This window comes from Pedobacter sp. GW822-FHT03F06, assembly GCF_058801365.1.
On record NZ_JBXANE010000005.1, the window covers coordinates 372,813 to 397,534 of the forward strand.

At 39.1% G+C, this 24,722-nt stretch carries 24 protein-coding genes; 19 read left to right on the plus strand and 5 right to left on the minus strand.

What is annotated here, in order from left to right; all coding sequences use genetic code 11:
• Positions 1 to 38: 38 nt before the first annotated feature.
• Positions 39 to 1,826, minus strand: coding sequence for an AsmA family protein (locus AC1RJ8_RS11325; protein WP_492953900.1), 1,788 nt, complete (start codon positions 1,824 to 1,826; stop codon positions 39 to 41).
• Positions 1,827 to 2,963: 1,137 nt separating this feature from the next.
• On the opposite strand from AC1RJ8_RS11325, the gene miaB reads away from it, so the two are divergent.
• The 8 genes from miaB to AC1RJ8_RS11365 all read left to right on the plus strand — a co-directional run bounded on the left by miaB (position 2,964) and on the right by AC1RJ8_RS11365 (position 10,971).
• Positions 2,964 to 4,379: a tRNA (N6-isopentenyl adenosine(37)-C2)-methylthiotransferase MiaB gene (gene miaB, locus AC1RJ8_RS11330; protein WP_492953901.1), complete on the plus strand. Its 1,416-nt coding sequence runs from the start codon at positions 2,964 to 2,966 to the stop codon at positions 4,377 to 4,379.
• Positions 4,380 to 4,450: 71 nt separating this feature from the next.
• Complete coding sequence (locus AC1RJ8_RS11335; RefSeq protein WP_492953902.1) at positions 4,451 to 5,701, plus strand: sigma 54-interacting transcriptional regulator; 1,251 nt, start codon at positions 4,451 to 4,453, stop codon at positions 5,699 to 5,701.
• Between the two features lie 37 nt (positions 5,702 to 5,738).
• A complete protein-coding gene (locus AC1RJ8_RS11340; protein WP_492953903.1) occupies positions 5,739 to 6,251 on the plus strand; it encodes an LptE family protein in 513 nt (170 codons plus the stop codon).
• Between the two features lie 74 nt (positions 6,252 to 6,325).
• On the plus strand, positions 6,326 to 7,375 hold the full coding sequence (locus AC1RJ8_RS11345; RefSeq protein ID WP_492953904.1) for a DUF8458 domain-containing protein: 1,050 nt from the start codon (positions 6,326 to 6,328) through the stop codon (positions 7,373 to 7,375).
• A gap of 14 nt (positions 7,376 to 7,389) precedes the next feature.
• On the plus strand, positions 7,390 to 7,752 hold the full coding sequence (gene secG / locus AC1RJ8_RS11350) for a preprotein translocase subunit SecG (protein WP_108197142.1): 363 nt from the start codon (positions 7,390 to 7,392) through the stop codon (positions 7,750 to 7,752).
• Positions 7,753 to 8,029: 277 nt separating this feature from the next.
• Positions 8,030 to 9,055, plus strand: coding sequence for a sensor histidine kinase (locus tag AC1RJ8_RS11355; RefSeq protein ID WP_492953905.1), 1,026 nt, complete (start codon positions 8,030 to 8,032; stop codon positions 9,053 to 9,055).
• A 251-nt stretch (positions 9,056 to 9,306) separates the two neighbouring features.
• On the plus strand, positions 9,307 to 9,948 hold the full coding sequence (locus tag AC1RJ8_RS11360) for a DUF47 domain-containing protein (protein WP_029274248.1): 642 nt from the start codon (positions 9,307 to 9,309) through the stop codon (positions 9,946 to 9,948).
• A gap of 12 nt (positions 9,949 to 9,960) precedes the next feature.
• Entirely contained in the window at positions 9,961 to 10,971 is a 1,011-nt protein-coding gene (locus AC1RJ8_RS11365; protein WP_057933200.1) for an inorganic phosphate transporter, read from the plus strand.
• Positions 10,972 to 11,314: 343 nt separating this feature from the next.
• On the opposite strand, the gene AC1RJ8_RS11370 is transcribed toward AC1RJ8_RS11365, so the two are convergent.
• Positions 11,315 to 12,622 (minus strand): carboxypeptidase-like regulatory domain-containing protein, encoded by a 1,308-nt coding sequence (locus tag AC1RJ8_RS11370; RefSeq protein WP_492953906.1) that lies wholly within the window; start codon positions 12,620 to 12,622, stop codon positions 11,315 to 11,317.
• Positions 12,615 to 13,193 carry an RNA polymerase sigma factor gene (locus tag AC1RJ8_RS11375; RefSeq protein WP_492953907.1) on the minus strand — a complete coding sequence of 193 codons (579 nt, stop codon included), beginning with the start codon at positions 13,191 to 13,193 and terminating at the stop codon, positions 12,615 to 12,617. The genes AC1RJ8_RS11370 and AC1RJ8_RS11375 overlap by 8 nt, the downstream gene beginning before the upstream one ends.
• Before the next feature lie 218 nt (positions 13,194 to 13,411).
• Here AC1RJ8_RS11375 and AC1RJ8_RS11380 point away from each other — a divergent pair, with 218 nt between their 5' ends.
• The 11 genes from AC1RJ8_RS11380 (at position 13,412) to AC1RJ8_RS11430 (ending at position 21,676) form a co-directional block, all read left to right on the plus strand.
• Positions 13,412 to 14,173: a DUF4197 domain-containing protein gene (locus tag AC1RJ8_RS11380; RefSeq protein WP_492953908.1), complete on the plus strand. Its 762-nt coding sequence runs from the start codon at positions 13,412 to 13,414 to the stop codon at positions 14,171 to 14,173.
• A 254-nt stretch (positions 14,174 to 14,427) separates the two neighbouring features.
• Positions 14,428 to 15,363 carry a hypothetical protein gene (locus AC1RJ8_RS11385; protein ID WP_492953909.1) on the plus strand — a complete coding sequence of 312 codons (936 nt, stop codon included), beginning with the start codon at positions 14,428 to 14,430 and terminating at the stop codon, positions 15,361 to 15,363.
• Positions 15,364 to 15,387: 24 nt separating this feature from the next.
• On the plus strand, positions 15,388 to 16,323 hold the full coding sequence (locus AC1RJ8_RS11390) for a ketopantoate reductase family protein (protein ID WP_492953910.1): 936 nt from the start codon (positions 15,388 to 15,390) through the stop codon (positions 16,321 to 16,323).
• 113 nt (positions 16,324 to 16,436) lie between these two features.
• Positions 16,437 to 16,988, plus strand: coding sequence for an RNA polymerase sigma factor (locus tag AC1RJ8_RS11395; protein WP_057933206.1), 552 nt, complete (start codon positions 16,437 to 16,439; stop codon positions 16,986 to 16,988).
• A gap of 10 nt (positions 16,989 to 16,998) precedes the next feature.
• On the plus strand, positions 16,999 to 17,352 hold the full coding sequence (locus tag AC1RJ8_RS11400) for a hypothetical protein (protein WP_492953911.1): 354 nt from the start codon (positions 16,999 to 17,001) through the stop codon (positions 17,350 to 17,352).
• Between the two features lie 531 nt (positions 17,353 to 17,883).
• On the plus strand, positions 17,884 to 18,150 hold the full coding sequence (locus AC1RJ8_RS11405; RefSeq protein WP_492953912.1) for a hypothetical protein: 267 nt from the start codon (positions 17,884 to 17,886) through the stop codon (positions 18,148 to 18,150).
• A 5-nt stretch (positions 18,151 to 18,155) separates the two neighbouring features.
• Positions 18,156 to 18,389, plus strand: coding sequence for a hypothetical protein (locus tag AC1RJ8_RS11410; RefSeq protein WP_492953913.1), 234 nt, complete (start codon positions 18,156 to 18,158; stop codon positions 18,387 to 18,389).
• 4 nt (positions 18,390 to 18,393) lie between these two features.
• Positions 18,394 to 18,786: a hypothetical protein gene (locus tag AC1RJ8_RS11415; RefSeq protein WP_492953914.1), complete on the plus strand. Its 393-nt coding sequence runs from the start codon at positions 18,394 to 18,396 to the stop codon at positions 18,784 to 18,786.
• A 54-nt stretch (positions 18,787 to 18,840) separates the two neighbouring features.
• Entirely contained in the window at positions 18,841 to 19,293 is a 453-nt protein-coding gene (locus tag AC1RJ8_RS11420) for an Hsp20/alpha crystallin family protein (RefSeq protein WP_492953915.1), read from the plus strand.
• 181 nt (positions 19,294 to 19,474) lie between these two features.
• Complete coding sequence (locus AC1RJ8_RS11425) at positions 19,475 to 20,695, plus strand: DEAD/DEAH box helicase (protein ID WP_492953916.1); 1,221 nt, start codon at positions 19,475 to 19,477, stop codon at positions 20,693 to 20,695.
• A gap of 69 nt (positions 20,696 to 20,764) precedes the next feature.
• The gene (locus tag AC1RJ8_RS11430) at positions 20,765 to 21,676 is read left to right on the plus strand and encodes an AEC family transporter (protein ID WP_492953917.1); all 912 of its coding nucleotides are present in this window, start codon (positions 20,765 to 20,767) and stop codon (positions 21,674 to 21,676) included.
• A 280-nt stretch (positions 21,677 to 21,956) separates the two neighbouring features.
• Here AC1RJ8_RS11430 and AC1RJ8_RS11435 read toward each other — a convergent pair whose 3' ends face one another.
• Both AC1RJ8_RS11435 and AC1RJ8_RS11440 read right to left on the minus strand, forming a co-directional pair.
• A complete protein-coding gene (locus tag AC1RJ8_RS11435) occupies positions 21,957 to 23,150 on the minus strand; it encodes a C1 family peptidase (RefSeq protein WP_492953918.1) in 1,194 nt (397 codons plus the stop codon).
• 111 nt (positions 23,151 to 23,261) lie between these two features.
• Complete coding sequence (locus AC1RJ8_RS11440; protein ID WP_492953919.1) at positions 23,262 to 24,689, minus strand: L-serine ammonia-lyase; 1,428 nt, start codon at positions 24,687 to 24,689, stop codon at positions 23,262 to 23,264.
• Between the last annotated feature and the right edge of the window lie 33 nt (positions 24,690 to 24,722).

Consider the following 24,722-nt stretch of genomic DNA (forward strand, 5'->3'; position numbering starts at 1 on the left):
AATATACGGTTATAAACATATATTTGAAAAAAGTAAGATCAGTTTTTTTCTCTCCCGGCTTTCCGCGCTGCTTTCCTGTCTGCCCGTTTTTGTTCCCTTATTTTTTTTGCGATTACTTTTTGCTGTTTTACCGGGTTCTTTTCGGGTATCACACTAACACCTACAATATCCTTTATACCCACAAAAACGGTTTTCCACATCAGGTTAAAAAAGGAGGCCGAATTAATTCTCGTATTGGCCATGCTTGCTGTTCTTGGTGCCTCGCCTTTTTGTGGATTTTCGTTTTTAACTAGAATTGCATTGGCCAAAAACGACAAAAAACCTTTTTCCTTGGTTCCCTCTCCATCAATATTGTCTGATAAGAGCTTTATTTTCAGGTTTGTGTACAGCATATTCATCTTGCCCGATGCAGCTCTTAAATTTCCGTTTGCGCTGAAATCGATATGCTGTACATCGCCGCTTTCTATCTCTATTAACCCCAGGGCTTTCGATAGTGGGTTTAAGTTTTTCAGATCAAATTTCCCCAGATTCCCGCTGTAGGTAAATGCACCATTATTATCCGTAAGGTTAAAATCAATTTTTACATTCAGCTTTCCGGTACCCATTAAAAGAGCGTTTAAATCTGCCAGAGCATGACTTTTTTTGCGCAATTGTAAACTATCGTTGGTTACATTTAAAATATTTCCAGTTAGTGCTTTAAAATAAACCGATCCAATTTTTTTACTCGCCGGGTTAAATTCAGCATATTTAACATTAATGTTTCTGAGTTTTACTGTATCGATCAGGGTCGGTATATTTAACCTTTTTAGGGCCATATGTGGGTAGTTTCGGCCTTTATCAAAGCCGGGTGGTGGTGGCGATTCACGGCTCATAAAAACTTCTACATTGGCAGGGCCAATCCTCAACGATTTTGCATGCAGTTTCTGGTCGGTATTTAAACCAATAAAATCGACCCCGTTAAATTCTATTTTATCAAAGCTTAAGTTATACCGGTCTTTCTGGATCTTGTATTTTCTTGCAAAAGTAAGCTCGTCGTACAATGGTGTAAGTTTAAATCCTTTAACCGTTATTTTTTTTGATGCAGTAGAACCTTTAATGGTATCAACTTTCATCGAGTACATTTTATCTTTCGTTATCGATTTATAACCCGCAATCTGAAAGGATGCATCTTTTGTATAGTAAAATCTTGTTGTATCATTGCCCGAAAGTGAATCCAGCAAAAAATCATTAATGTTAATATCAAGGTGTTTGATTGAGTTTTTGGTTTTTTTTGCTGAGGTTTTATTGATGTAATCGAAATCTGCATCTATAATTTTAATGGTTTTAACATGTACCGATTTAAAAGTTTTCGAAATCTGTTCGTAAAGCGATTTTTTATCTTTTATGCTATCGGGTTTATGGCTTACTTTATTGAAAATCATATTAATAGATGGCTTTTGTAAAACGATTTCATTTACATCTATCCGCTTTTTAAAGTAAGCCGTTAATATTCCGACACGGCTAATCTGTAGTTTCTTTAATTTAAGCTCGAAAGTATGTGCAGGTGCCAATTGTTTTTTCCTTAAGCTATCAAAAACCGATGTATCGGGTATTAGTGTAACATCGCGCAGTGCCAGGCTACCTGTAATTACGTTTAAATTAATGCTTTTAAAATCTATCAGGTACAAATGGTGCGAGCTATTATAAACCCCGGCTTTAATTTTTTCGGTCAACATAGGTTTCCACCGGGCACTTAAAAACATGGCGCCAAAAGCAACAATTAAAATCAATATGCCGAATATGCTTCCTATCCAGATCCAAAATTTATTTCTATGCTGAGCTGTCATTTATTATGGCTTATCGATAGGTAACAGATAGAAGCGCGAAAGGTTTTTTCAGGGCTAAGGCAAAAGACTAAAGCCGAAAGACCAATAAGGAAGAATGATGAAATATTTTTTGGAGCGCAGGTGCAGTGCAAGAAACACCATTTGCTCCTTTGCTACGCTTGTACGCTTCAGCCGTAGTGCCTCCGGGCTTGCAAGGTACCCGCTTCGCCAAGGGCTAGATGGGTTAGGACAGTGGTATGGAAGCCCCTCATAGTAGCAGGAACAGCTGTAATCTAAACCCGACCTTAGCGAATCCCGACTTAAAGTCGGGAGAAGTGGGGCGGGGCTACAGTCTCCTACAGGCACCGAAGCCTACATTTCCAAAACCTTTTCATCCAACTTAAGAAGTATTGTTATATGCCTCTGGTTACATTATATTTTAATAAAATAGTTTTTTGGAGCGCAGGGGCAGTACAAGAAACACCGTTTGTTCCTTTGCTACGCTTGTACGCTTTGGCCGTCGTACCTCCTGCCTGCAGGGTACCGCTTCGCCAAGGGCTAGATAGGTTAGGACGGCAGCATGGAAAACCCCTCATAGTAGCAGGAACAGCTGTAATCTAAACCCGACCTTAGCGGGATGCCACAATTTTTTCAATTGGGGCTGAAGCGGGGGGCGGGGCTACAGTCTCCTACAGGCACCGAAGCCTACATTTCCAAAAACATCCTGACTCGTTTTATAACGGGGGAACTGTTAATTTTTTGGAGCGCAAGGGCATGGCAAGTAACAGCGTTTGCTCCTTTGCTGCGCTTGTACGCTTTCGGCCGTCGTGCCTCCTTGCCTGCAGGGTACCGCTTCGCCAAGGGCTAGATGGGTTAGGACGGTAGCATGGAAAACCCCTCATAGTAGCAGGAACAGCTGTAATCTAAACCCGACCTTAGCGGGATGCCACAATTTTTTCAATTGGGGCTGAAGCCCTCCACGGGAACAGAACCATACATTTCCAAAAATCTTTTTATTCTACGATATAAAATATGGATTAATTGGGGCTGCTAACTGTCTTATCATAATCGTACTGTAAACATTTAAACAAAATATGTCAATTTGTCACTTTTAATTTTATTTATGTATTTTTGCAATCCCCAAAATGTTTTTAAATAATGATTGATTTACAAGTACAGGATAAGACGCACGATGAAGCCAGGCAAGGTGAAGCTTTAATTTTAGATACACCAATTAAAGCCGATGCCCGTAAATTATACATCGAAAGTTATGGTTGTGCAATGAATTTTGCTGATAGTGAAATTGTTGCTTCTATTCTTTCTGAAACAGGATTTGAAACCACAGGGGATTATCATCAGGCCGATGTAATCTTCATCAATACCTGCTCTATCCGTGAAAACGCTGAAACCAGGGTTAGGAACCGTTTGTCGCAGTTTGGTGTCGAAAAACGCCGCAACCCGAAATTAATTGTTGGGGTTTTAGGTTGCATGGCAGAACGTTTAAAATCTAAATTTTTAGAAGAAGAGCGGTTGGTCGATGTGGTTGTAGGGCCCGATGCGTACCGCGATTTACCTAACTTAATTGAGCAGGTAGAAAGTGGACATAAAGCGGTTAACGTACTTTTATCCCGTGAAGAAACTTATGCAGATATTAGTCCGGTTCGTTTAAATAGCAACGGAATCACCGCCTTTATTTCCATTACCCGTGGTTGTAATAATATGTGTTCTTTCTGCGTGGTTCCTTTTACCCGTGGCCGCGAACGCAGTCGCGATGCCCACTCTATTATAGAAGAAGCAAAAGGTTTATTTGAAGCTGGTTACCGTGAGGTTACGCTTTTAGGCCAAAATGTAGATTCATATACCTGGACATCAGAAGATGGAACAGAAACCGTAAACTTTGCACAACTTTTGGAGCAAACAGCTTTGGTTAGCCCTGATTTAAGGGTGCGTTTTTCCACTTCGCATCCAAAAGATATTACCGACGAAGTTTTACATACCATTGCTAAGTACGATAACATCTGTAATTATATTCATTTACCTGTTCAATCGGGTAATACCCGCATATTGGAGTTAATGAACAGGACTTATACGCGCGAATGGTATATTAACCGTATTGATGCCATCCGCAACATTATCCCGGGTTGCGCAATTTCTACCGATATTATTGCCGGTTTCTGCACAGAAACAGAGGAAGAGCATCAGGAAACCCTGAGTATGATGGATTACGTGGAGTATGATTTTGCCTATAACTTCACTTATTCTGAAAGACCAGGAACTTTAGCAGCGCGTAAATTAGAAGATGATATTCCTGAAGAAGTGAAAAAACGCCGTTTAGCTGAGATTTTGGCCAAACAACAGGCACATTCATTAATGCGCTTACAAGAGTGGGTGGGTAAAACCGTTCGTGTTTTAATTGAAGGCACTTCTAAAAAATCAGATCTGGATTATTGCGGAAGAGGGGATAGCGGAGCTATGGCCATTTTTCCTGCAATTGAAGGCGTTAAACCAGGCCAATATGCAAATGTATTTATCGAAAAATGTACATCTGCTACGTTAATTGGTAAAATAGTTTAAAAAAAGGTGGAGGGTAGAAGGCAAAAGGCGTAAGGTCTAATATCTCAAATCTCAATACTCAAATCTAAAGAATGGATACACAAAATATTAAACAACGGTTCGGTATTATTGGCAATTCGCCACTGCTTAACCGTGCCATCGATATTGCAAGCCAGGTAGCACCAACTGATATGTCGGTGTTAATAACAGGCGAAAGTGGTAGTGGTAAAGAGGTGTTCTCGCAGATTATCCATCAAATGAGTGCCCGTAAACACGGTGCTTTTATTGCTGTAAACTGCGGCGCCATTCCTGAAGGAACCATTGATTCTGAATTGTTTGGTCACGAAAAAGGATCTTTTACAGGTGCACATGAAGCACGTAAAGGTTACTTTGAAGTAGCAAACGGCGGAACCATTTTTTTAGATGAGGTTGCTGAGCTGCCTTTGGGTACACAGGCACGTTTACTGCGTATTTTGGAAAGTGGCGAATACTTACGTGTAGGTTCATCTAAAGTTCAGAAAACAGACGTCCGCATTATTGCCGCAACCAATGTTGATGTGTATAACCGCGTTAAAAACGGAAAATTCCGCGAAGATTTATATTACAGGTTAAATACTGTTCCACTGCGCATACCGGCTTTGCAGGAGCGTAAAGAGGATATTTATTTATTATTCAGAAAATTCGCTGCCGATTTTAGTGATAAATACCGTAGCCCTGCATTGCATTTGGAACCAGATGCCATTCAGATCTTAACCAATTATAGCTGGCCGGGTAATGTTCGTCAGTTAAAAAATATTGCCGAGCAGATCTGTGTATTGGAAAAAGACCGGAATGTAACCGGACAAGCCATTTTAAACTATATCCCGAACGAGGCTGGAAGTAACCTGCCAATGGCGATTAATGCGCAGTCGAAAGAAGATTTTACAGAAAGAGATATTTTGTACAAGGTACTTTTCGATATGAAAAAAGATATGGTTGAGCTTAAAAAACTCGTTGCCGAAATTATTCAGCACGGCGGAAATACCGCTACCGTTTTGGCAGATAATCCGCAGTATATCAATCAGCTCTACCGCGATGTAGAACTGCCCGCAGGGCAAGAGCATGCCTTTACCATTCAGCAACCTACACCAAGCAATAATAACATCAACAACAATAATAATAATGCTGATTATTTTGCACACGAAGCCGAAGAGGTAGAAGAATCTTTATCATTAGTGGATAAAGAATCAGATCTGATTAAAAAAGCACTAAAGAAACACAAGGGTAAGCGTAAATTTGCAGCACAGGAACTGGGTATCTCTGAAAGAACATTGTACCGAAAAATTAAAGAATTAAATTTATAATTTAACGTACAATTGCTTTAAGCATCAATAATGATCTATGAAAATTAAAATATTTGCTTTAATCCTTCTTGCTTCGGTATTAAACGCTTGTTCTTATAAATTCAGTGGGGCATCAACAACAGGATTAAAAACGGTGGTTGTTCGGGTATTCGAAAATAATGCACCATTAGTGGTACCAACGCTAAGTAACCAGATCACCGAATCGTTAAAGAGCCGGATACGTAATCAGACCAAATTGATTATTTCTCCCACAGGCGAAGGCGATGCATCGTTTGAAGGCAGAATAACGGGCTATGAGATTAAACCCGTTGCGCTTCAAAATAGTCCTACACCTACTTCAGGAGCAAACAGATTAACTATAACCGTTTCTGTAAAGTATAAGAATAATATAAAAGAACACGAAAAAGAAAGTTTTGAAGAAAGCTTTACCAGATATTTCGATTTTCCGATCAATGGGGCACCAATTCAAAGCTTATTGCCTGGGGCTATCGAAAATATCAACAAACAATTATCGGAAGATATTTTTAACCGAGCATTTGCGCAGTGGTAAATAAAGCAGGATTCTAAAAGACAAAATTTTCAAAACCCGTCTACATTTTTTTAACTTAGCGGCAAACCTCAATAATGGATAACAAAAAGCTACTGGCAGATTTACTTGAGCAACCTGGAAAGGTTGGACCAGAGCATGTATCCATGTTGCAGGAAATGGTGGTGCAATTTCCATATGCTCAGCCCATTCATTTACTGTTAGCCAAAGCTAATGCATCAGCAGTGCCCAAAGCAGCACTTTATAGCCAGGGGCATGTGCTGTTCCATATATTAAATATGGTTTCAGTTCGCGAAACAACAGAAGAAGGAGTAATTAATGAGGTTGTTACTGAAAATACACAGGATGAACAGGTCGTTTTTGAAGAAATAAGAGAATTAGCTCCAGATCTTCACTCAGAAAAGCCAATAATTCCTATAGAAACGCCAAATCACCTCCCGGGTATTGATAGTCATTTAATAGACTTACCTGCAGATGATGATTCTTTTATTGAAAGTGTAGCTGCTACTGATTTTTTTGCCTTTGAACAGAAATTAAGTACTGATGTGGTTACGGCGGCACCAGAAATTGAAACGGTTGTTCCTGATGAGCCGGAGAGGAATTTTGTTTCGCAATATAACGACGATAAGCTTCCGTATACGTTTTTATGGTGGCTGGCTAAAACCCGTAAAGAGCACGAGCAGATTTTTCAGCCTTATGCGCACCCCAATGCCGGTAAGGTAAAACCACAGGCACAAAACAACCAGCAGCAAGAAAGAGCTGAGTTTCAACAGCAATATGTAGAGCATATCTTTCACATTCAAACACCTTTCGAGGTAGCCGATCATTTAGCTGAATATCCTTCTGCCGAAATTAAAGATGCAAAGGGGGCCGAAATTATCGAGCGGTTTTTGAAAGAAGATCCAACAATCAAGCCTCCGAAGCCAGAACAGATAGACAATGAAAATAAGGCAAAGAAAAGTGCAGAAGACAATTACGACCTTGTTTCGGAAACTTTAGCTAAAATTTATATCGAGCAAATGCTTTATCACAAAGCCATAGATACTTATAAAAAATTAAGTTTGAAATATCCGGAAAAAAGCCGTTACTTTGCCGACCTTATCCAATCTATAGAAAAGAAATTTTAAAATATAATATTACCATGGTAACCTTTTTAATCATTTTATTAATTATTGCGTGTGTGGCCTTAGGCTTATTTGTTTTAGTACAAAATCCTAAAGGCGGAGGTTTAGCTACAGGCGGTGGCACCAGTAACATGTTTGGTGTACAACGTACTGGCGATGTTTTAGAAAAAGGATCGTGGGTATTGTTAACCTTGATCGTAGTGTTAACCCTTGCTGTTACTACAATTGCTAAAACCAGCGGCGGTACTGCAGCAGTTGGAAACTCAGCTATTCAAGAGCGTTTAGATAAAACACCATCACCATCTCCACTTGGCGGAAATTTAAACAGCACTAAACCTGCTGCTTCTACTCCAGCTAAAACAGATTCGACAAAGAAATAAGTAATACTTAACCGTATTTTATAAAGCTTTCCTCAAAAGGGAAAGCTTTTTTGGTTTTTAACGAAGCTGTATCATAAATATAGAATTGTCATCCTGAGCCTGTCGAAGGACCTGTTGAGATGCCTCGCAAAGCGTTTCGACAAGCTCAACGTGACAAGTTCGAATGGAATCACAACTTATAATACAACCTCTTTTGTTTTTTAACATTCCGTAAAAAATGAATCAATAGCCTTGGTCTCTTAACACACATTTAACATAAAAAGCTTTAAATTGCAGCATGAAATTAAGTGTGCTGGTTTTATTTACTGCTCTCGCCGTTGGTCTTTCCATCGGGATGGTTAATTTTTATTTTCAGCATAGCCTGTATTACATGGCTATTTCTTTTGGCGTATCGTTTCTGTGCAGTTTTTTGGTTTTTTATTATTTGCTCGAGAAATATATTTACACCAAAATTAAACTTATCTACAAGCTCATCCATAACCTTAAATTAGGTAAAGATTTAAAAGATGCGCTCGGCGAGTATGTGAGTGCTGATCCGATTAATGATGTCGAGCAGGAAGTAAAGGAATGGGCTGGCGCAAAGAAAAAAGAAATAGACTTATTAAAAAAACAGGAACAGTTTAGAAGAGAGTTCCTTTCAAATGTTTCGCACGAGTTTAAAACCCCGCTTTTTGCCATTCAGGGTTATATCGAAACTTTACAGGACTGTTTGGTAGATGACCCGGATCAGGCTGTTTTATTTCTGAAAAAAGCAGAAAACAATGTAGAGCGACTGAGTTATTTAATTAATGATTTAGACGTTATTTCAAAATTAGAAACAGGCGAATCGCCAATTAACTACCAAAAGTTCGATTTTGTACAATTGGCGAAAGAGGTAATGGAAAACCTCGAAGACCGCGCTGAAGCAAAAAACATTAAACTCTTTTTTAAAGATAAATATACTGCCATTACCTTGGTTTCGGCCGATCGCGAGAAGATTAGGCAGGTGTTGATTAACTTGCTGGTAAACAGTATTAAATATGGAATTGATGGTGGCGAAACAGCTATTAAAATTTTTGAACTTCACGATCAGGTTTTGATCGAAGTTACCGATAATGGCATCGGTATAGAAGAAAAACATTTGCTACGCTTGTTCGAACGTTTTTATCGCATCGATACCCACCGGGCGAGAGAAGTTGGAGGCACGGGTTTAGGTTTAGCCATTGTAAAACACATTTTAGAGGCACATCAACAAACCATTTCGGTAAGAAGTACGCCTGGCATAGGTACTACCTTTGCTTTTACACTACAAAAAGGCGGGTAGCTTTAGTGCCTTGATCATCATTCTTCAATTTTTGCCACGGAAACACGGAACACCCGGAAAATATGGCATCTGATTTCGTTCCGAAAAGTAATTTACCACTGTTGATAACCTATTTATTTCATTGTCAGATACCTAAAACTATTGAAATAAGCCAGGCCTGATTAAATAAGGCGATAATTAGTTAATATAATTAATAAATTAACATTAACTTAACATTGGGCTTGTAGCTTTGCAACATATTAAAAATTAACATGAACAATATTTTTAAGTTCTTTACACCTCAAGACAAAAAGTTTCATCCGCTTTTCGAACAAGCAGGTAGCAATGCATTAAAAATTGCAGAAACCCTTTTAGAAATGGTTAGCACAGGTGATGCGGAAAGCAGAAAAACAATTTTTAAAGAAATTGAGCGCCTGGAGCATGTAGGTGATGATATTACCCACTCAATTTTTCTTGAACTGAGCAGGAACTTTATTACGCCATTTGATAGAGAAGACATCCATGCACTGGCTACTGCCGTTGATGATGTTGCCGATTATATTTATGGTACTGCAAACCGTATGCAGATGTATAACATGAATACCATTAACGAGCCGATTGTTAAAATTGCCGAGCTTTTGGTAGAAATGTGTACCGATATTGATAAGGCAATTAAAGAATTACGCAGTTTCAAAAACATCCGCGTAATTGCCGATGCTTGTATTCGTATTAACAGTGGCGAAAACCAGGCTGATTATGTATTTACATTAGCGGTAGCCCGTTTATTCGAATACGAAACCAATGCGATTGAATTAATTAAACAAAAAGAGGTTTTACAAACGATAGAAAAAGCGACAGATAAGTGTGAGGATGTGGCGAATGTGCTTGAAACTATCTTGGTTAAAAACGCTTAATAAAAAACAAACATGGTAACTACCTTATTGGTTGTTGTTGTAATTCTGGCTATTGCTTTCGATTACATTAACGGCTTTCACGATGCCGCTAACTCGATTGCAACAGTTGTTTCTACAAAAGTTCTTACGCCTTTTCAGGCGGTTTTGTGGGCTGCGCTGTTCAATTTCGCTGCCTACTTTTATTTTACCGACCACAAAGTAGCCAATACAGTTGCTAAAACGGTAATTGAAAATTATATCACTTTAGAGGTTATCCTTGCAGGTTTAGTTGCTGCGATTATCTGGAACCTTTTAACCTGGTGGTATGGTATCCCTTCAAGTTCATCACATACCTTAATTGGAGGTTTTGCTGGTGCAGGTATGACACATGCATTACTTATAGGCGCTAGTCCGCTTGATGCTGTAAACATGGGTTATGTAATAAAAATTGTTTCTTTCATTGTACTGGCACCAATAATCGGTATGGTGATATCAGTTGTATTAACACTGATTATTATCAATATCTGTCGTTATGCTAAGCCTGCAACTGCTGAGAAATGGTTTAAACGCCTGCAATTGCTTTCTTCTGCTGCATTAAGTTTCTTTCACGGAGGTAACGATGCCCAAAAGGTAATGGGAATCATTGCAACGGCTTTAATTGCTTCAAAAGTAATTCCTAATTTCGAAGCTATGCCTGCATGGGTGCCAATTGCCTGTTATTCGGCAATATCGCTAGGTACAATGAGTGGCGGCTGGAAAATTGTTAAAACAATGGGTTCCAAAATCACCAAAGTAACCGCGCTGGAAGGCGTTGCTGCAGAAGGTGCTGGAGCGGTAACTTTAGGTATCACAGAGCATTTCGGTATTCCGGTTTCTACAACGCATACCATTACGGGTTCGATTGTAGGTGTGGGTGTAGTAAAAAGCGTTTCTGCAGTACGTTGGGGAGTAACCATCAACTTAATCTGGGCCTGGATTTTAACCATTCCGGTTTCAGCTACATTAGCGGCCATTATTTATGCAGTGATTTATTACTTAAAATAAAAACAGAATCCTTTAATATACCTAAGAGACCAAAGCTAATTGCCTTGGTCTTTTTTGTTGGTGTTAGTTTTTTTACCACAGAGCGCATTTAGGTTTATGGTGTTTACCACAGAGGCCACGGAGTTTTTACACGGAGTAACACCGAGCTCTTGGGCCTAACTCCATGTCCTCTGCTTTTTCTCTATGTTCTCTGTGGTTTTCTTCAACTACGTCCAGACTGACATACGAAAGAATTTAAGAAATGTAGTTTCTTAGGGTCTTAGGGAAATATTAGGTGCCTGAAGTCCTTCTTTATAAGGAGAACAAGAAAGCGTTCGCTGAGCCCGTAATAAATAGCTGAAAATTAAAACTTAACGCTTATTTCTACTAAATCAGTTCCGTTTTTAGGCAATACCCAATCTGGGCCTTCTTGAATCAGTCGTTTTGCCTCCGCATCAGCTTTTTTGTTCAGTGATTTTATAACGCTGATATTGGTTGGCCGTCCGTTACTTTTAACTTTGAAACTTAAAATTACAAATTGTTCCGGGCCTTTAGGGTTATAAAGTTTGTTATTATTCTCTAAGTATTGACTATAGTTGATGGTAGACACGGGAACAGGTTTCGTAATGCTATCAGCTGATTTCCCATCCAGGTTTTGTTCTGCACGCAATGTGATTTTTGGTGCAGCAATATTTTCTTTCTTATGACCGTTCGAACCTGTAATTAATGCAATTTCATTTAGCGATTTATTCCCACTTAAAGCACTTTTAATTGCATTAGGATCTTGCAGGCCAGCTACAGGCAATTCTTTAAAACCAATGGCGTTAATCAATAAGTCTTTATCTTTTGCGTTGCTATCAGCAGGTAAATAGAAATAACCTTTAGCATCAGTTGCGGTTACATTTTTAGAACCGGCTAACTTTACCACAGCACCCTGAACAGGTTGGCCATTGCTTTGGTCTACAACATTGCCACTAAACGCGATTTTACTCGAGCCATATGCCGGAGCAGGTGTTGCAGCCACCACAGGTTCATTAAGTGCACTTTGTTCTGTCTTTGCTTTATAAGCGTAAGCGCCAAGGCTTTCTGCTTTTGCGGCTCTAGCCCGATTATAATCTGAAACAGCTTTTGCTTCGGCAATTTGTTGTTCTGCACGTTCTACAACAGGGCTCGTTTTAGTGTTTTTTGCCAAATCACCCGTTTTTGCTGCTGTAATGGCTTTATCAACTAATGCTGCTCTTGTGGTACTTTGTGCTACGGTATCTTCTTTTGGTTTCGCAGACGCAATTGCTGTTGTGCTATCCAACTGAACCATTACACCACCTTGTTTGTGTGCTGCAATTTCTGCGTTTCGGCGGTTGGTTTCGCGCATAAAGAATAAAATACTTACCGCAATAAAGGCTACTGTTGCTGTTGCTGCAATACTTAACCTTTGAGTAGTAATGCCCCAAAGTTTGCGTTTTATAGGTTTCTCCGAAACACGGTCGTAAAGTTGTTTTTGTAAAATAGAAAGTGTTTGCTTGCGTTTAGGCGATTGTTTCAGACCTTCTAATGCTTCGGCAACAAAAGGATCTTCCAAAGCCTGTCTTTCTACAAAGTGCATAGCTTTAGCATCAAGCTTACCATCCAGGTAATCTTCCAGAACATCAATATCTAACCAATCGTTATTCACTACTGTTTTTCTCTATACAAATCTTCAAATTCCGCTTACCATTCTGGATGTAACTCTTAACTTTAAGCATGTCGTAGCCCGTAATATCGGCCACTTCTTTATAACATTTCTCTTGTAAATAAAATAAATCTACGCTTTTTCGCTGTTCTTCAGGTAAAGTTTCCATACACTTTTCCATAATGGTAAGCTGCGTTTCTTTTGTGTTGTCTATATCCAGATGCACAAACTCGCTATTTTCCACAAAAGTATCGTCTAATGAGACATTATTTTGCTTGGCCGATTTCCGTAATGCCATTAAACAATGGTTCCGTGTTAAAACATGAAGCCAGCTTTTAAAGTTCTGTACCTCATGTATTTTCAGCTTCGTTACCAGTTCTTCAAAAATCTGCATTACCGCATCCTTGCTTTGCTCTTCATCTTTGAAATAGTTTAAGCAAACCCCAAACACCAAATGCATATATTTATTGTAAAGCGTACCCAACGCGTCTAAATCGCCCGTATTTTTATACTCGGCAATCAGTTTGGCGTCTTCTTGCTGGGCGTTCCCAGCTGTGTTTTTTATAAACCTCAAAAAAATGGCAGCTATTTCGAATTATCTTTCAAGTATAAAAAATATTTCTGAGTGATGGCACATAAACTAATTTTTTAGGAAGAGAAGGTCCTAAATATTTTACCTTGTTCACTATCTTTTTAAGCGGTTTAACATTGTTGCCATGTGCAAAGGCTTATCTTTGAGGGTAAATAAAAAAGTATGGCAGTTGTTTTGCTGAACATGATTAAACACACAAAATGAAAAAGATCAATATTTTATCGGCATCACTGGCCATGCTGGTATTTGCAAGCCTAAATGTTAGCGCACAGATTAAACTGAGTGATATATTTAAGAAAGTAACCGAGAAACAGGGTACTACCACAGCCGCTACCGGAACGCCATCTACTTTTGAAATAGGACAGGGGATTAAGGAAGCGCTACAAATTGGTGTTTCTGCAGGTGCCGACAGGCTTTCGCTTAAAGATGGCTTTTTAGGCAACCTGGCGGTTAAAATTTTGATGCCTCCTGAAGCACAAAAAGTGGAGAAGACATTGCGCGGCATAGGCTTGAACAAACTTTGCGATAATGTGATTGTGAGCTTAAACCGTGCCGCGGAAGATGCTGCTACCGAAGCAAAGCCTATTTTTATCTCAGCCATTAAACAAATGACATTAACCGATGCCACCAATATTCTTTTGGGAAACAAAGACGCAGCTACCGAATACTTTAAAAGGGTAACTACTTCTCAGCTGATGCAAAAATTTAGTCCAATTGTAACCACAAGTTTAAATAAGGTAAATGCCACCAAATATTATAGCGACTTAACTACACAATACAACCGTTTGCCTTTGGTAAAACCTGTAAATACCAACTTAACCGAATACGTTACCCAAAAAGCGATAGATGGTTTATTTGTTGAAGTTGCGAAGGAAGAACTCAAAATCAGGGGAAACTTAAGCTCAAGAAGTACAACCTTGTTGCAAAAAGTATTTGGTTACGCGGATAAGAAAAAGATTTAATCTGTGTAATTGTGGTTCGTGAGGACACGAACCACGGCGGAAAGAAATCAATTGCCTAGGTCTGTGTCCTTCTTCCCCGGTCTGTGTCCTCACAGACTTGAATTAGATTTAAGTGTAGGTATTGATTGTGGCTCGTGGAGACAGGAAACAGAGCGAAGGATAGAATCGACCAACACAAAGTTTGTATTAAGTAAAATATAGCTTCTGCTTCCCTTCAAAAACCGCAGACACAAAAACTATTTGTAAAATTGTACATGACGAAAATCAGCACCACATTAGTTTCTATTTTAATTCCCTGCGTTGCATTAATTATTTCCTGCAATAGCAATAAATCTGAGGCAGAAAATACTAAAGCCGTTTTAGATACTGTTTCTTTAAGCAGTAAAAATTTCGCATTGGCCTATCAGGATGGAGATAAAATTGTAGCCACGAGTATCGATACGATGAAACAGATTTCGTTCGGCGGTGCCACCGATCCGGCTATTTCTCCTGATGGAAATAAACTGGCCTATACCCTGAGCGATTCGGCCGGGAACAGATCAGTTTGGGTTGCCGACATGGAAAACAAAAGCCAGGGGAAATTGCAGGTAAATAGCAATAATTATTATCAGGCCATGTGGTCGGCTGATGGAACTGCGATTGCTTTCAATATTTTTAACAGTAAAAACCTATGGAAGATCGGTGTAATTAAAACCGATAATTCGGGATATGTGATGCTCGATAGTGCATCTAAAATAAATGTTTATGCGCCAACCTGGAAAAATGAAAAGGAAATCATCGGACAGGATCTTACCAACCTTTACACCTTTGATCGTACCGGAAAGTTAATCGATACTAAATTGATAATTGATTTGATCGGAAAAGAATTTTCCATTGCAAGTAGCAACCGTTTCTTTTATACAAAAGACGGGACAAAACTAATTTTTAATGCGGGAAATACAGATGTTTTAGACGGATTAACAGGACCGAGTGAAGCCGTTTATGTTTTAGATCTGGCCAGTAAAAAAATACAGCGGATTTCGCCTAAAGGTATAAACGTTCCTTATGTTTTTCTTACAGCCGATGATCGGATTTTTTATAGTGGAGCTGAAAAACCTTTTACGCATAGCAAAATATATGTTTCTGATTTAGACGGAAATATTAAAATGGTAGTAGATAAAGGCAACAACCCAACGGGTGCATTGAAATAATCTGTTTATCATATTTAGATTAACATGCTAAATAAAACAAGAATTGTTATTGTAGGAATTGGTGGCGTAGGTGGATATTTCGGGGGCTTACTTTCTAAGAAATACACCAGCGGAAATGATGTAGAAGTTGTTTTTGTTGCCCGTGGCGAACATTTAAAGGAGATACAAAATAAGGGCTTAACCGTTATAAAAGGAAACGATAGCTTTGTAACTGAGCCCTATTTGGCTACCGATGATTATAGTAAGATTGGCATGGCCGATTATATTATAATCTGCACGAAAAGCTACGATTTAAAACAAACCATCGAAAAGTTAAAGCCCTTAATCAACCATAGTACGATATTGTTGCCACTTTTAAACGGTGTTAGTGCAAGTGATGAAATTTTAGAAATCCTGCCCCATGCAAATGTTTTAAAAGGTTGTGCATTTATCGTTTCCAAAATTAAATCGCCAGGTATAATTGAAAATTCAGGGAACATTCAAAAATTATCTTTTGGTATGGATGGACCACTTAGTGATGAGGTTTTACAGCTAAAAGATTTAATGTTTGATGCGGGAACCGATGTAACGGTTTCGGATAAAATCTCTACCGCCATCTGGGAAAAATTTATATTTATTTCTCCTACAGCTACTTCCACATCCTATTTCGATAGCACTATCGGAAAGGTATTGGAAGAGCACCTTGAAACTGTTCTGGAGTTAATTGAAGAAGTGAAAAACCTTGCCCTGGCTAAAGGCGTAACCATTAGTGATGATATTTCGGGCAAAACATTAAATACAATGAAATCGATGCCCTACGAGGTTACCTCATCCATGCACCGCGATTATCTCAATCAGAAACAGCAAACAGAAGTGGAGTCGTTAACAGGCTACATTGTACGCGAAGCCGAAAAACTTGGTATTGTTGTACCGACTTATCAAAAACTGTACAAAGGATTGCTCAAAAAAGGATCATTATAAGTCGCTAAAAATTAGACTGTTCGAATCTAAAATGTCGGTTTTCTGAAAAAAGTAAAGAAAATTTAAAGTAATATTGAGGCTCATCCGTTTACTGGGTTATTAAGCAAAATTTAGTGCCAACAAACGAACCTCAAAATATCATTTCAACGGTTGCCAATTATGGTAAGCGCTTATTCAGTTTCATCCGTGGAAGGGTGAATACGGATGAGGATGCGGAAGATATTTTACAGGATGTATGGTTTCAGCTCAGCAATCAACCCGAAGCTGGTGCTATTGAGCAGATTAGTGGCTGGCTGTATCGGGTGGCAAGAAATAAGATCACCGATAAATACCGTAAACAAAAAGAAGAATCGTTAGAAGATTTCACTTTCGAAGGTGAAGATGGCGAAATCAATTTTAAAGAAATTTTACTTGCCGAGGCTTACTCACCAGAGGAAGAAAGTTTAAAAAAACTATTCTGGGATCAACTGTTTTTGGCCTTGGAAGAACTGCCTGAGAATCAGCGTTACGTGTTTGTTCAGAACGAATTGGAAGAACGCACTTTTCAGGAACTGGCGGATGAAAGTGGAGAGAATATCAAAACATTAATATCAAGAAAGGGTTATGCGGTAAAACACCTGCGTAACCGTTTACAAAATTTATATCAGGAATTTATTAACTATTAAATTTGCAGACATGATGAATAGAAATTTTAATCGGCGCAAGAAATTTATTTTCTTTTTACCCGTGGCGGTGCTTATTGCAGCGGTATTGGGTTATGTGGTTATGTTTTTATGGAATTGGATTTTACCTGAGGCGGCACATGCAGGCAAACTTAATTATTGGCAAGCCCTCGGTTTACTTGTGCTGTGCAGGTTGCTTTTTGGGAACTTTAATAAAGGTGGTCATGGAGGACATAATGGTTTCCGTGAGCGGGCAAGGAGCATGCGTGCTAAATGGGAGACAATGAACGATGAGGAAAGAGCGAAATTCAAAGAAGAATATAAACGGAGATGTGGCGGGTGGGGCCACCACCGCAATAAGGAATAATTAGGAAGCCTCGATTAATTCGGGGCTTTTTTGTTTTATCTATTTCTCCGTTATTCTGAACATCGTGAAAGCCTCTCCGCGAATCGTCATCTCGACCGCAGCAACGCGGAGTGGAGAGATCTATCAAGACAGATTTCTCCATTTCGCTGCGCTTCAGTCGAAATGACGGTCGATTTTTTAAACGGTCATACTAATAACGACTTTTCTACTTATTCTATCGGTTGGTGTCTCACCGACCGAAATGGTAACTACTAAAAGATCCTTCGACTCCGCTCAGGATGACATAACGAAAGGATGAACGAGTACCTATAGATCCTGTCAGTTGGTCGCTCGCCGAACAAGTGTTTAATCCATTTAAAAAGATCCTTCATTGCATTCAGGATGACAAAATTCTTTAGGAAATAAAAAATCAAAATAATTTAAAGTAAAAATAAAGTTGCTCCGTCTTCCTATATAAATAACAAAAATAACAGTGTTGGTAACTCAACTCATTTACGGTGAATTGATTACCATGCTTTAAAATTATAAGGAATGAAAAAGATATTAAAAACCATAGGATTCGGGATTGTACTTGGTGCAGTCGCTTTCTTCATACCATTTGTGTTCAAATTTATATTGGCCATCATGCTGATCGGTTTAATGCTCAGGATTTTTATCGGTAGGCGCCACCATTATTTCCATAACCGCTTTAACGGTTTCGAGAATCATTACAATCCAATTGTGCCGATAGATAACCAATGGTATAGGCCAACCGTACAAGGCAGTGGAACAGTTAACAACATTAACGTAAATGATTAACCGCTATGAGAGCATTTAGAATATTATTGGCATTGGCTGTTGCCGCAGGAACCTTTTACAGCTTAAATGTACTGGCCGTTCAGAATGGATACCGCGATCGGTTAGATTTTAAAAACAGGCATTCTCGTGATGATTGCCAGCAAGAATATCATAGGAACCATAGTTACAGTCACCACAGCAGAAAAATGGATAATATCGTGATTGGCCCTGTTGATAGTATAAACAAAGTAAATAGATAAGGTTATGTCACAGATACTTTTTTTAAGCGATCCATCTCAGGCCGATGTTAGTCCGATTTTGGGTATGGCAAACGAACTGATTACGCGAGGGGAGAAGGTAACCTTCTTTAGTTCAGATGAGTTTAAAGCCCCCATAGAACAAATCGGCGCAAACTTTAAAGCCTACAATCAGGAACTGAATATTTTTCAGGGGAAAAAGGAGATGGATGAAGAAGAGAAACCTAAATCGGGATTAATCAGCGCACTGCTTGAGCCAATGAAATTTATCGATGATATTTTGGTTCAGATAAGGGGGTTAAAATTTGATTACGCCGTTTTCTCGCCATCATATCCCTATGCAAATATCATTACACAGCTATTGGGTATCCCTAAAACGGAGCAGGCGGCTTACAACTAATATTGGCTTAAGCCAATAAATTAACACAATAAATAACAATTAAAATTAAACAAAATGTACAACGAACATAGATGCCATTCGGGCAAGATGCATAGTCGCTTTGGCGCAGGAGACGGAAGATTTGGAAGGCACTTTGGTGGTCCTTTCGGTCACCACAAACACGCCATGTTTAACCAGGGCTTTAGAAAAGTGCCCGCTAATATAGAAGAAACAGAAAGCAGCTTTATTATTGAGCTTTTTGCACCGGCTTTGGTAAAAGAAAATTTAAAGGTGGTTACTAAAGATGATGTATTAACCATTTCTTACCAAGCTAAAGAAGAAACCGATTCGGCAAAAAAGTATAGCCGGAGAGAATATAGCAACGGCACTTTCGAAAGGGCTTTTGGCTTAAACGGAAAAGTTTTAGTAGAAAATATTTCGGCCAGTTATGCTGATGGAATTTTGAAGGTTACACTACCTAAAAACCCTGAAACGAATACACCAGAGAAAGATATTCTGGTAGACTAAGTTTCGTCTATTATAATTTCCAAGCCCCGGTTGTTTATAACGACCGGGGCTTTTTTATTTTTTGCCACTTAAAGCGTTGCACATTTAGCCTTCAAAATCATTTAACACATCGATATTAAAATGCGGTTTGTTATTAGCGGTATTTTAAGGTACTTTTGCTAAAAGACATAAACACAATAGATTGAATTTTAACGATTTTAATTTTAACCCCGATTTATACGAGGGCTTAATGGCCATGGGGTATAAAAGCGCTACTCCAATACAAGAACAAGCCATCCCGGTAATTTTAGATAATCATGATCTGATTGCCTGCGCTCAAACCGGTACAGGAAAAACCGCCAGCTACCTTTTACCCGTAATGGATAAAATTAGCAAGGCCGCCGATAGGCACAACAATACCTTGATATTGGCTCCAACACGCGAACTTGCACAACAGATTGATTTACAGGTTGAAGCATTGGCTTATTTTACCAATATCAGTTCTTTGGCTGTTTACGGTGGGGGCGATGGTATCGCTTATGAACAGCAAAAACGTTCTATGCGCGATGGTGTAGATATTATTATTGCCACTCCGGGCAGGCTAATGGCACATTTATCTTCAGGCGTGTTAAAACTGGAACATTTGCAGCATTTAATTTTAGATGAAGCGGATAGGATGCTGGATATGGGTTTTTATGATGATATTATCCGCATCATCAGCTACCTGCCAAAGAAAAGGCAAACGCTTTTATTTTCAGCTACGATGGCGCCGAAAATAAGGACCATGGCGGGCAAGATTTTGCACGAACCGAAGCAGATTACCATTTCAATCGCTAAACCTGCTGAAGGGATCGATCAACAGGCCTATAATATTCACGACCAACAGAAGCAGGCCTTATTAACCGATATTTTTAAAAGCGGACAATATAAGAGTAGCATTATTTTCGTTTCGACCAAAGAAAAAGTGAAAGCTTTATATAAAACTTTTAAAGGATTGGGCATTAAAGCCGAAGCTTTTCACTCCGATTTGGGGCAGAAAGAACGCGAAGATATTTTACTGGCTTTCAAAAACAGGAGATTACCAATTTTAATCGGAACTGATGTGTTATCGCGCGGAATCGATGTAGAAGGAATCGATTTGGTAATCAATTATGATGTTCCTGGCGATCCGGCTGATTACGTACACCGTATTGGCCGTACGGCAAGAGCTGCAACCAAAGGAACGGCCATTACATTGGTTAACGGAAGAGATAAACGCAAGTTCGATAATATCGAAAAATTAATCGAGAAGGAAGTTCCCCGCGTGCCACTACCAGAAAGCATAGCTGCAATGGAAATTACCCATGTGGAAGAAAAGAGACCTCAACATAAGGGCAAGAAAAAGGTTTGGAACAAAAAGAAAAAACCAAAACCTTCTGTATAAATTATTTAAAACGCCATAAGTGCATTTCTTATTGGCGTTTTTCTTTTATAAATTATCTTTGCGCTAACAATGGCAAACTTCATTATTATAGGTTTATGCATTTTAGCCGGGATTTTTTTCAGAAAAAGCAAATCGCTACCCAAAGATGTGCACAAAGGCATTAATGCCTGGATTATCTATATCGCGCTACCAGCAGTTTCTTTTAAATATCTGCCACACATTACCTGGACTAAGGATTTATTCTTTCCTGTACTGGCACCAATTTGTGTATGGCTATTTGGTTGGTTATTTATTACCCTGTACAGTCGCATCCAGAATATTAGCAAATCTACTGCTGGCGGATTAAAACTAACCAGTTCTTTAAGTAATACTTCATTTTTAGGGTTTCCTTTAATTGTGGCTTATTTTAGCGAAAAAGAACTGGCTGTCGCGATTATCTGCGATCAGGTTACCTTTATGCTTTTATCTACCATTGGCATTATTGTAGCCATCCGATCCTCGCAGAATCAACAGTTAAGCCCGAAATTGGTGCTGAAGAAAGTAATGACCTTTCCGCCGCTTATAGGTTGTTTTTTAGCGCTGACCCTCCCTCATTTTATTGACCTTTCTTCACTGGATCCATTATTCGAAAAACTAGCGGGTACGGTTGGCCCATTGGCATTGTTTTCAATAGGTTTACAGCTAAAATTTGGCGGTTGGTTTAGCCAATTGAAACACATTAGTTTTGCTTTATTGTATAAACTGATTTTAGCGCCGTTGATAGTTTTGGTTATGGCACTTGTTTTAGGTATGGGTGGAATGATTACCAAAATAACGATTTTCGAAATGGCTATGCCAACATTGGTAACGGCTGGCGTAGTAGCCGATCAGTATAACCTTAATCCGAAGCTTTCTAATTTGGTGGTTGGAACCGGAATTTTATTGTGTTTTATCACCACGGGTTTATGGTGGTTGGTGCTGACTTATTCAGGACTGGTTTAAAATTATCTCGGTTTTTAAACACAAAGTATGCGAGCGCAGAGGAAGTCTTATGCGCTTAAGTTTGATTAACATTTATCCGCCGTGACCAGTTTTAACACAATTTCTTACCACGATCGTCATGCTGAACTCGTTTCAGCATCTTTCTTGCTAGGATAGACCCTGAAATAAATTCAGGGTGACGACCATTAGGTTTTGCGAAAACCTTGGCGCCCCTTTGCGGTTAAACTCCAACAAAAAAGCCGCAAAATTTCTTCTGCGGCTCCTTGAATGATTAGGTTAATTACAAAGCTAATTTTTTGGAAATTGCAGATGGAATACCTGCTTTGTTTAATAAAATTGCTGTTGTTTTATATTTTACGTAGTTTTTGGTTACATAAAAGTATCCTTTATAATCGTTAGTCGCACCCCAGGAGTTTTTAACGATATAATATTCTTTACCTGTTTGATCTTTGGCTAAACCAACAATGTGCATGCCATGGTCATCTGTTGTTTGATAGTTGTCGAAAGCAAGCTGACGGTTCTCCTGCGTAATTTCCATCTCTGGCTGCGGGCCGTTAAACATATCTGCTTTCTGTTTCACTGTCATGTCAGCGAAAGGTGTTTGTGGAACAAAAGCCACACCGTTTTTCCAACTGAAGTTTTTTTCGCTTACATCTGTGGCCCATGCAACAGTGTAACCGCTTTTTAAAGCGTTATCGATGATGTCTGTTAACTCGTTTACTTTAACGTTATAAACCTGATCGAAAGACCAGTTATCAGGTACTAATAAAGTAAATTTGCTATAGAAAGGATGATCGTTGAACGATGAAAGTTCTACATAGTTATCGGCATTTAAACCCACCACTTCCTGAGCGAAAGTTTTTGGCGTGTATTTTTTGCCATTATAGGTAAAGTTTTCTGGTACAGCACCTAAATAAGCATCAATTACACCAGTATAGGCTTTTAACCAGTTTGGGGTTAACTCACCATTTGCATTCTTTACAACCGCTTCTAATACACCTTTTTCGATATCGCCAAGTTCTGCAGTTTTATTGATTTTAGTACCATAATTTAATCCGGTATATACCTCTTGCGGAACTGCACCGTATTTTCTGTACATGTTGATTACATCGTGCAAAGCACCGCCATCGCCTAATGAAACCGCACCATGCATACGCACGTAATTTTTACCTTTTTCTACATAAGCGTTACGGGCCGAAAAAAGTTGAGATAACGTTACTGGCTGTTTACCCGCTTTAATCATTTCTGATTCTAAAAATGAGTTGGTAGAGTAGCTCCAGCAAGTACCTGAAGATCCTTGATTTTGAACTGGTGTATTGGCCAGGTTAATCACTTCAGTAAATTTAAAAGAAGAAGCACTGTTTTCGCTTTGGTTGTTTTTTAAAGAATTAACGAGATTGTCTTGTGCATAAGTCGCCGATATAGATAACGACAAAGCCAAACCAATCACACTGATTTTTGTGTAGTTGATCATTTTTTTATGAATAATTAATAATTCAGCGAATGTAAAAATACTTGTTGATTTGGCGCCGGAAAATTTGCAGTAAATCGATAACATCGGTCATTTTATTGCAACAATGTTGAATTAACATTCTGGCAAACTGATCGGAATATTGGTTGCCAATCCTCCGTCAGATGTTTCTTTGTATTTGGCATTCATATCTAGGGCGGTTTCCCACATGGTATTTACCACTGCATCTAAGCTTACTTTTGCCTTATCAGGATTGCTTTGTAGGGCTAGCTGACTGGCTGTAATGGCTTTAATAGCGCCCATGGTGTTTCTTTCGATACAAGGGATCTGTACCAAACCACCAATCGGATCGCAGGTTAAACCCAAGTGATGTTCCATGGCAATTTCTGCAGCCATTAAAACCTGCCTTTGTGAGCCGCCTAAACACTCCGTTAGCGCTGCTGCAGCCATGGCCGAGGAAACGCCAATTTCGGCCTGACACCCACCCATAGCGGCTGATATTGTTGCCCCTTTTTTGAAAATACTGCCTATTTCTGAAGCACAGGCAATAAACTGGATGATTTTTTCTTCACTGTAACCATCACAAAAGGTAATAAAATATTGTAATACGGCTGGAATTACGCCTGCAGCACCATTGGTAGGGGCAGTTACCACACGACCAAAAGATGCATTTTCTTCATTAACAGCCAGCGCGAAACAGCTTACCCAGTCTAAAGTATAATTAAAACCGTTTCCACCTTTTCTAATGGCTTCTACCCAGCTATTATAATCTGAATATTCACTTTTACCAATTAACCGTTTATTTAGCGGAAATGCCCTTCGCGCCACATTTAAACCGCCTGGTAAAAACCCTGTGGTATGACAGCCACGATAAATACAGTCGCGCATAACCGCAAAATGCTGCAGGATGCCTTTTTTTGTCTCTGCTTCGGTTCGCCAGGCCAGTTCGTTCTCCATTACGATTTCGCTCACCTTTAAACCTGTAGATAAACACCAGTGTAAAAGGTCTTTTGCTTTTTCTACAGGAAAGGGAAGGTCTACCTGTGGTTTTTTACTATTGTCTTCCCCTTCTTTTACCACAAAACCACCACCAATAGAGTAATAGGTTTCTGAAAATGCTCTTCCATCTTTTAAAAATGCCTGAAAAGTAACCGCATTTGGGTGAAAGGGCAAACTTTCGGCAAAAAGAAAAAGCAAGTCGTTATCGTAATCAAAATCAAGAATTAAATGATCAGCAAGATTTAATTTCTTATCTCTTTGGATGCTTTCGAAAGTAGGGGTAACGGCATCAACATCAAAAGTTACCGGATCGGCTCCTGTTAAACCGAGTAGAATAGCTACATCAGTTCCATGGCCTTTACCTGTTTTGGCAAGCGAACCATAAAGCAATATTTTTATACCCTCAATTTCATCAATCAAATTGTTTTGAGCAAGCGAAGCTGTAAACTGTTGTGCGGCCCGCCATGGGCCTAGGGTATGTGAGCTGGATGGGCCTATGCCTATTTTAAAAATATCGAAAACTGAAATCTGTTCCTTGATCATTATGAATATAGTTATACAAAGCTATGATTGTTT

Bases quoted from the DNA above. Each gene is read 5' to 3' on its own strand.
- AC1RJ8_RS11380 (WP_492953908.1), top strand. From the start codon at position 13,412: ATGAAAAAGATCAATATTTTATCGGCATCACTGGCCATGCTGGTATTT.
- AC1RJ8_RS11400 (WP_492953911.1), top strand. From the start codon at position 16,999: ATGATGAATAGAAATTTTAATCGGCGCAAGAAATTTATTTTCTTTTTA.
- AC1RJ8_RS11335 (WP_492953902.1), top strand. From the start codon at position 4,451: ATGGATACACAAAATATTAAACAACGGTTCGGTATTATTGGCAATTCG.
- AC1RJ8_RS11355 (WP_492953905.1), top strand. From the start codon at position 8,030: ATGAAATTAAGTGTGCTGGTTTTATTTACTGCTCTCGCCGTTGGTCTT.
- AC1RJ8_RS11390 (WP_492953910.1), top strand. From the start codon at position 15,388: ATGCTAAATAAAACAAGAATTGTTATTGTAGGAATTGGTGGCGTAGGT.
- AC1RJ8_RS11325 (WP_492953900.1), bottom strand. From the start codon at position 1,826: ATGACAGCTCAGCATAGAAATAAATTTTGGATCTGGATAGGAAGCATA.
- AC1RJ8_RS11440 (WP_492953919.1), bottom strand. From the start codon at position 24,689: ATGATCAAGGAACAGATTTCAGTTTTCGATATTTTTAAAATAGGCATA.
- AC1RJ8_RS11365 (WP_057933200.1), top strand. From the start codon at position 9,961: ATGGTAACTACCTTATTGGTTGTTGTTGTAATTCTGGCTATTGCTTTC.
- secG (WP_108197142.1), top strand. From the start codon at position 7,390: ATGGTAACCTTTTTAATCATTTTATTAATTATTGCGTGTGTGGCCTTA.
- AC1RJ8_RS11345 (WP_492953904.1), top strand. From the start codon at position 6,326: ATGGATAACAAAAAGCTACTGGCAGATTTACTTGAGCAACCTGGAAAG.
- AC1RJ8_RS11405 (WP_492953912.1), top strand. From the start codon at position 17,884: ATGAAAAAGATATTAAAAACCATAGGATTCGGGATTGTACTTGGTGCA.
- AC1RJ8_RS11360 (WP_029274248.1), top strand. From the start codon at position 9,307: ATGAACAATATTTTTAAGTTCTTTACACCTCAAGACAAAAAGTTTCAT.
- AC1RJ8_RS11385 (WP_492953909.1), top strand. From the start codon at position 14,428: ATGACGAAAATCAGCACCACATTAGTTTCTATTTTAATTCCCTGCGTT.
- AC1RJ8_RS11410 (WP_492953913.1), top strand. From the start codon at position 18,156: ATGAGAGCATTTAGAATATTATTGGCATTGGCTGTTGCCGCAGGAACC.
- AC1RJ8_RS11420 (WP_492953915.1), top strand. From the start codon at position 18,841: ATGTACAACGAACATAGATGCCATTCGGGCAAGATGCATAGTCGCTTT.
- AC1RJ8_RS11415 (WP_492953914.1), top strand. From the start codon at position 18,394: ATGTCACAGATACTTTTTTTAAGCGATCCATCTCAGGCCGATGTTAGT.
- AC1RJ8_RS11430 (WP_492953917.1), top strand. From the start codon at position 20,765: ATGGCAAACTTCATTATTATAGGTTTATGCATTTTAGCCGGGATTTTT.
- miaB (WP_492953901.1), top strand. From the start codon at position 2,964: ATGATTGATTTACAAGTACAGGATAAGACGCACGATGAAGCCAGGCAA.
- AC1RJ8_RS11340 (WP_492953903.1), top strand. From the start codon at position 5,739: ATGAAAATTAAAATATTTGCTTTAATCCTTCTTGCTTCGGTATTAAAC.
- AC1RJ8_RS11435 (WP_492953918.1), bottom strand. From the start codon at position 23,150: ATGATCAACTACACAAAAATCAGTGTGATTGGTTTGGCTTTGTCGTTA.